The sequence below is a fragment of the Microcoleus sp. S13_B4 genome (assembly GCF_036700885.1).
Taxonomy (GTDB): Bacteria; Cyanobacteriota; Cyanobacteriia; order Cyanobacteriales; family Microcoleaceae; genus Microcoleus.
Genome location: NZ_JAUBPU010000020.1, coordinates 43312 through 50602, shown reverse-complemented (window position 1 = coordinate 50602; position 7291 = coordinate 43312). Strand labels below are relative to the sequence as shown.

General features: G+C 47.1%; 5 protein-coding genes. 2 read left to right on the top strand and 3 right to left on the bottom strand.

Annotated features, from left to right (window positions below):
* The 3 genes from QT994_RS13610 to QT994_RS13600 all read right to left on the bottom strand — a co-directional run.
* Positions 1 to 1149, bottom strand: a 1149-nt coding sequence (locus QT994_RS13610; protein ID WP_333175298.1) for a tetratricopeptide repeat protein, incomplete at its 3' end; no start/stop codon positions are given.
* Positions 1150 to 1414: 265 nt separating this feature from the next.
* Complete coding sequence (locus QT994_RS13605; RefSeq protein ID WP_333175295.1) at positions 1415 to 2707, bottom strand: ATP-binding protein; 1293 nt, start codon at positions 2705 to 2707, stop codon at positions 1415 to 1417.
* A gap of 230 nt (positions 2708 to 2937) precedes the next feature.
* Positions 2938 to 4695 carry a serine/threonine-protein kinase gene (locus QT994_RS13600; RefSeq protein WP_333175292.1) on the bottom strand — a complete coding sequence of 586 codons (1758 nt, stop codon included), beginning with the start codon at positions 4693 to 4695 and terminating at the stop codon, positions 2938 to 2940.
* 611 nt (positions 4696 to 5306) lie between these two features.
* Here QT994_RS13600 and QT994_RS13595 point away from each other — a divergent pair.
* Positions 5307 to 6737 carry a form I ribulose bisphosphate carboxylase large subunit gene (locus QT994_RS13595; RefSeq protein WP_333130555.1) on the top strand — a complete coding sequence of 477 codons (1431 nt, stop codon included), beginning with the start codon at positions 5307 to 5309 and terminating at the stop codon, positions 6735 to 6737.
* A 136-nt stretch (positions 6738 to 6873) separates the two neighbouring features.
* On the top strand, positions 6874 to 7284 hold the full coding sequence (rcbX, locus tag QT994_RS13590; protein WP_333045236.1) for a RuBisCO chaperone RbcX: 411 nt from the start codon (positions 6874 to 6876) through the stop codon (positions 7282 to 7284).
* The last annotated feature ends 7 nt before the right edge of the window (positions 7285 to 7291 follow it).

Sequence of the window (7291 nt, the reverse complement as noted above, 5' to 3'; positions counted from 1 at the left end):
CGATCGCCTACCTATTTTCACAGCTTGCAAATACAGCGGTTCCGCTTCCGAGTACCTTCCTTGGGATTGATAAAGTTTGGCTAAATTGTTGAGGTAAATAGCTAAATCGGGATGGTCTTGAGGAAGCGATCGCCTACCTATTTTCACAGCTTGCAAATACAGCGGTTCCGCTTCCGAGTACCTTCCTTGGGATTGATAAAGTTGGGCTAAATTGTTGAGGTGATCAGCTAAATCGGGATGGTCTTGAGGAAGCGAGCGCCTGTCTATTTCCACAGCTTGCAAATACAGCGGTTCCGCTTCCGAGTACCTTCCTTGGGATTCATAAAGTCCGGCGAGGTAATTCAAGCTACTTGATAATTCCGCTTCCACATCTAACTCTTGTTGAAAGGCGATCGCCTTTTTAAAATAGTCGATGGCCAATTCATACTCTTGCTGAAAATTTTCGCACTCTCCCGACTCTATCCTTCTGTCATAAATCTTCCCCATACTGGCATAAAGACTTGCCAAACTGGGGTCTTGGAGTCCTTTTTTCTGTTCCGTTCGCGCGATTAAATCTTGCAAATCTTCCAGCGGAATCAAACTCGGCGGTTCGCGATCGTCCTCTTCAACTAGGGATCGAAACGGTTCAAATTCAGTTTTGGGAACAGCCGCAGTTTTTTTAGTATCAAAGCGAAACACACCTTTCCGCCAACTCCAAAAATCAGGAGACTCATTACTAATCAGAATTTCAATTTGTCGCGTCACCCACAAGACAATCGAAAACGGAAACTCCCGCAATGCTTCCCGCGTCCATTGCAAATAGCCAAAAAACACTTCTTGTTCCGATCGACTTTCGCCCAATTGTTTAAAAAACCGCAGTTTCTCCACACCCGTCACCGTGATAACGGCTTTTCCCCCCTGCTGCAAATATGCTTCTTGTTCGACTAAATTGGCGATCGCCGATCGCAAACTCGGTTCACCCCTCGCCAATTCTACGCGATAGCGGCGGATATCCGGTTCGAGTTGTGCTTCATAATCCGAAATCAGGCGATCGCGACAGTCGCTATCATCGCAAACTGCGATTAGCAAGTTGAGAATATCTTTACCCGCTTCAATTGACACGAGTAAATCTTCATAATTATCTTGGTTTTGAATGTTGAGATTCGACATAATTAATTGTCATTTGTATCGAAGTCTCGATCCCCCTAAATCCCCCTTAATAAGGGGGACTTTGAGAATACTCTTGTCCCCCCCTTATTAAGGGGGACTTTGAGAACACTCTTGTCCCCCCCTTATTAAGGGGGGTTAGGGGGGATCGACTTTGGACTCAGACATTACCTTAGTCGGCGTAGCCCGACTTTGTTTGTGTTCTCGCGTTGCTAAGGGTTTCAACCGCCCTTTTAACGCCGAGTTTAATTGTTGAGTATAAAAGAAATTATTCACGCGGAAAATCATCTCGCTGCTTTAACAATTCTAGCACGATCGGGTGAATGTCGTACCACAAAACAGCATTGCGATATTCCAAAACATATAACCCATGCAGCAAGTCCAAAAAGCCTTGTGCTTTCGGGTCAGCAGGTTTAAAATCTCTGTAAGTTGCTATCAACATCTCATAATCAGTTGTTCCTAAACGGGTATCAAAATCGATCCGCAATTTATTAATCGCTTCCTCAAACACCTCGGCATTAATTGTAATCGCAGCTTCTGGATTCCGTCGCACCAACCGCAAACAAATGCGGCAGCATTCGTTCGCAATTCTAATCAATTCTCGCAATACTCCACCGCTGTATGCAACAAGGCGATCGAGTGTTTCCGGTTCGATCAATTCGCTTCCCAAGCGTTTAGCTAAAATCTCTTTCAATCTCGCCGCCGGTTCCGCCATTGCAACAGCATCAGCATTCCGGCTTTCCCCGCGTTTAAACAGCTTTGTGACTGGCATGAACACGATTTGATCGTTAGTTTCCGTTTCCACGGTAGCGGCCAAAGAGACATCTCGCAGCGCGGAAATAGGAGTTGTTAAAATCATCCTAAAATTCGGCAAAAACAGCGCTTTGATATGTTCTTGATAAACTTGGCGAACGACACCTAAATCCAACTTGTCCAGGTCATCAATGACTACAATTACGTCTTTTTTCGCGCCTTCTCGAACTACGGCAGCAATCTCGTTAATTGTCGCCACCAAATCAGAAACTTTGCGAATAAATTCTTGTTTTATTTCTTCACGAATCGTTGCATCAGCTTTTAACTTGCCTGTAATCATCTTAAACAAGTTAAAACCGACCGATCCGCTGGCGCCCAATTCGTCAATTTTTGTTTTAGTTTTAGTGGCAAACCAGTTATAAAATGATTCTTTAATTGATTGTTTGATGGGAATTTCCTGTTTTTCTGCTGCATCCATCAACTGAACTGCGATCGCAAACAAGATATTGATATGATTGACATCCGACATTTCAATCAAGTCGGAAATCGAGAAAAAGACTGTAAAATAACGATCGTCCATCTGGCGGCAAAATTCCGCCAACAGTGTAGACTTGCCGCAACCGCGATGTCCGCTAAAAATAATTTTACCCCTACCGGAAGGGTCATCTTCTACTAATTGCTCTAATTGTTCGAGGACTTCCGTCCCGTATTCTACTCGGAAGTTCTCGACTTCTTTCGGAGTGATCAACGGCGATAACTCCATATTTGCATAGGCTGTCCGAAAGGATTCTAGTAATATTTTGGACATGGCACTCTGAGGCTATTATTTAATGTTCTTCATGATTATAAGCTGTCTAGCATCTAAATAGTAGATTTTTGACCCGGCTTTGGAACCCACCCCACAAGAGTTTTTAAAGCCGGAGAAGCGCCCTAGCCCCTCTTAACAAGAGGGGGACAAGATTACTCAAAGTCGGTCTTTTTAAGGGAGATTTAGGGGGCTCTGAATTTGAGGTGAAATGTTTAAGGTTTAATTAATTCCTACTTCCAGCCTAACCACCTTAACAAAGGCACAACTAAATAATGACTAACTCCCAAACAAAGCCCGATCGCACTTCCCAACAAACCAAAAAACACAATTGAGCCCCAAACTTGCAGCCAGCCGAAGGTAACGTTAGATAGTGACAAAATCCCAAAGAAACTCCCCGGAAAAATGTTCCAAGCATTCAGCAACAGAAACATTCCCGTAGAAAAAACAGCGACTACCAAAGCGTGAACTAATTGATGGCTCCGCAAACCCATTCCCACCGTCAGAGAGGCGATCGCAAAAGCTCCCAAAATAACCCCCTGCACACCACTAGAAGCTGTGGCTTCCATCCAGCACAAACCCGCCAACAAATAACCCTGAGCTCCCATCAATCCAGACAGCCAATACTGTTTTTGCTGGCGAAAACTCCCTGCATCCGTCAAACCGATCGCAGTTCCGAACCCCGCCAACCCAAACAGCAGCACTTCCGGCCCGACAGCGAAAGTCATGTTAGGCATTAATTGGTGCAAACCTTCATTCAGAAAACTGGCAATTTCCGGGCCAATAGGCGAAGCATAAGCCAAAACCAAACCGCCGATCGCCCCCGCAGTTCCTCCAACGCCACCGAGTACCATTTCCCAGCCCGTATCCAGAGAAGCTACCACGATTTGGGCGATCGCGCCGAACACAACACCAGTCAGGCTGACAGTTTTTTGCGCCCCTACCACCACTACTTGCCTGCAGAATTCTAAAATAGCTTGACCCATTGGGGCGATCGCGATTTTGCCCTTACTCCTAGCATAAATCTCCTGCAAACGCGCCCGAACATCCCCAGCCGTCGCCGGACGTTCCCGCACATTCGATCGCACCATATCGTCCAACAAATTAGCCAAAGCCGGACTCACAGATACAATGTGACGCCACCGCAACTCTCCCGTCATCGGATCTTCAATTTCCGCCGGATACTTCCCCGTCAGCAAATGAATACAAGTCCGCCCCAGGGCATAAAAATCCGTTGCCGGCACCACACCGCCTCCAACAATTTGTTCCGGCGGACTGTACCCGGGCGAAATCAACCGCGTCGAACTCCGAGAATCTTTCCCCACGGATTCGACACCGCCCATCTGTTTAACTCCCCCAAAGTCGATCGTCACCAATTGCAGTCCCCCCAAACCCTTGCTCAGCAATACTTGGGGCGATTCCGGGTCTCGCAGCATCAAATTTGAGGGTTTAATGTCGCGGTGAATAATCTGACACCTGTGCAACTCCTCTAAAATTTCCACAGCTTGACTCAGCCAACTAAACACCCATTCCTGCGGACATCCTTGAGGGTGCTCGTTGAGAACCTCTTCTAAAGTTTTGCCGTGAATCTTTTCCATTACCAAACAAGGCAGCCGCTTCGCAGCAGGATTTCCCTCGCCGCCTGCAAAATTTTGCGTTTGGACGTGAAAATAACCGTCAGGCTCGACTCTAGGGACGCCCGGGTGCCGCAAAAGTGCCAAAACCCAAGCTTCTTGCTCGAAGAGTTTCAGCGCTTTCGGGGCAGTTTCCAGCAACACTTTCAGGACGCGCTCGGTTTCAGTTTCTGTGTCCCAAACTGTGAAAATCGCTGCAAAACCCCCGGAACCGAGGCTTTCTAGAGGCACGTAGCGATTTTTTAGTCGCAGGGGAGCCCCGCAACTATGACAAAAATTGTTGCCCCAAGTCTGAGGGTAGGGCCTTGGGCAATCTGGATTGATGCAGTGAACGGCTTTTGAAGGGGGGTGAGGCACAACCAGAGTAAAAATGGGGCTAAATATCCATAGTAGACTTACGCGCAGCTAACGCAGAAACCCGGTTTTCAGCGAGGTTAAATGGCTGTAACGACGGATTTGGTTTGAGAGCACAAGTCCTGTCCATATTATGTGGTATGCTGTCGATTTTTGAGTTGACGGTCTGGAAGTCACGGGATTTTAGATTTTAGATTTTGGATTTTGGATTTTAGATTGCATACTGGATTGCAGTTGAGATCGATCTCAACTGCAATCGACAACTTTAGGTATTTCTAACTACTTAGCCCTGGCCGATTACCCATTACCAATTCTGATTTTTAAGTATTAAATTCTTTACATAAACCGTGTTGATCCGCTGTTCGGCTCGCTGCACAATATCTTTCGCTCGCTCGAAATTCCTCCCCACTCTGCGATCCCCAGCCTTTCGTCCTGCATCCTTCGCCGCTGGCATTTCATAAGATATGTTACAAATAATTGCCTAATGTAAAGCAAAATAAATAATACTTATGATGATTAAAAGAATATTAAAATTTGAGAGTGACACTTTGTTGATATATTTTTAACAGCCTGCGATCGGGCAAAAAAATTAAGCGAATACTAGGAAGCGAGATATGGCTTACGCGCAAACCCAAACTCAATCAAAGGCTGGGTATAAAGCCGGAGTTCAAGACTATAAACTAACGTATTACACGCCGGACTACACGCCGAAAGATACAGATATTTTGGCTGCCTTCCGCGTCACACCGCAGCCGGGAGTTCCCCCAGAAGAAGCAGGCGCTGCTGTGGCTGCTGAATCTTCTACAGGTACATGGACGACTGTTTGGACTGACCTCCTGACCGACCTCGACCGCTACAAAGGTCGCTGCTACGACATCGAGCCAGTTCCCGGTGAAGACAACCAATACATCTGCTTCATTGCTTATCCTTTGGATTTGTTTGAAGAAGGTTCCGTCACCAACTTGCTGACCTCTTTGGTCGGTAACGTGTTCGGTTTCAAAGCTCTGCGCGCTCTGCGGTTGGAAGACTTGCGGATTCCCATTGCTTACCTGAAAACCTTCCAAGGCCCTCCTCACGGTATTACCGTTGAGCGGGACAAATTGAACAAGTACGGCCGTCCTTTGCTGGGTTGTACAATTAAGCCCAAATTGGGTCTGTCTGCTAAGAACTACGGTCGTGCCGTTTACGAAGTTCTGCGCGGCGGTTTGGACTTCACCAAAGACGACGAAAACATCAACTCGCAACCGTTCATGCGCTGGCGCGATCGTTTCTTGTTCGTTCAAGAAGCTATTGAAAAAGCCCAAGCAGAAACCGGCGAAGTCAAGGGTCACTACCTCAACGTAACTGCCCCCACCTGCGAAGAAATGATGGAGCGGGCTGAGTTCGCTAAGGAAATCAAAACCCCCATCATCATGCACGACTACCTGACAGGTGGTTTCACTGCTAACACCACCTTGGCTAAATGGTGCCGCCGCAACGGTATCTTGCTGCACATTCACCGCGCTATGCACGCCGTGATTGACCGTCAGAAAAACCACGGTATCCACTTCCGCGTGCTTGCCAAGTGCTTGCGGATGTCCGGTGGCGACCACCTGCACTCCGGTACAGTTGTGGGTAAACTCGAAGGCGAAAAAGGCATCACGATGGGCTTCGTAGACTTGATGCGCGAAGACCACATCGAAGAAGATCGCAGCCGCGGTATTTACTTCACCCAAGATTGGGCCTCCATGCCCGGTGTCATGCCGGTTGCTTCTGGTGGTATCCACATCTGGCACATGCCGGCTTTGGTGGAAATCTTCGGCGACGACTCCTGCTTGCAGTTCGGCGGCGGCACCTTGGGCCACCCTTGGGGTAACGCACCTGGTGCAACTGCTAACCGCGTTGCTTTGGAAGCTTGCGTCCAAGCTCGTAACGAAGGCCGCAACTTGATGCGCGAAGGCGGCGACGTAATTCGCGAAGCTTGCAAATGGTCTCCTGAACTGGCTGTTGCTTGCGAACTCTGGAAAGAAATCAAGTTTGAGTTCGAGGCAATGGATACCGTTTGATGATTTTGGGTTGGAGATTTTAGGTTTTAGGTAGCAAACTTGCTGTGGAGTCTTTATCTTTGAAGAAGATTTACAAGTAAGTTTGCATCCAAAATCTAAAATCCAAAATCTAAAATTTGAGGGGGCTGGGGTCAAAATGGATCTCAAACAAGTTGCGAAAGACACCGCTAAGGTGCTGGCAAGTTACCTAACCTATCAATCCGTGCGGATGGTGGTCGCTCAGTTGAGCGAAACCAATCCTCCTTTGGCAATCTGGTTGAATGATTTTTCCACTAAGGGCAAAATCCAAGATGGAGAAGCTTACATTCAACAGTTGCTTTTGGAAAATCAAGATTTAGGATTTCGGATCATGACTGTGCGAGAGTATCTGGCTCACGATGTGACGGAATTTTTGCCAGAAATGGTTTGTACTGGCATTCAACAGGCGAATATGGAACACAGACGCCAGCATTTAGAGCGAACTACGCAACTTAATTGGTCTGTTCCTAGCAGTAATCCTGAAACATCAATAGATTCTGAACCGAATCTGGATAATTTGTCGAGTTAATCGATCG

Bases quoted from the DNA above. Each gene is read 5' to 3' on its own strand.
- QT994_RS13595 (WP_333130555.1), top strand. From the start codon at position 5,307: ATGGCTTACGCGCAAACCCAAACTCAATCAAAGGCTGGGTATAAAGCC.
- QT994_RS13605 (WP_333175295.1), bottom strand. From the start codon at position 2,707: ATGTCCAAAATATTACTAGAATCCTTTCGGACAGCCTATGCAAATATG.
- rcbX (WP_333045236.1), top strand. From the start codon at position 6,874: ATGGATCTCAAACAAGTTGCGAAAGACACCGCTAAGGTGCTGGCAAGT.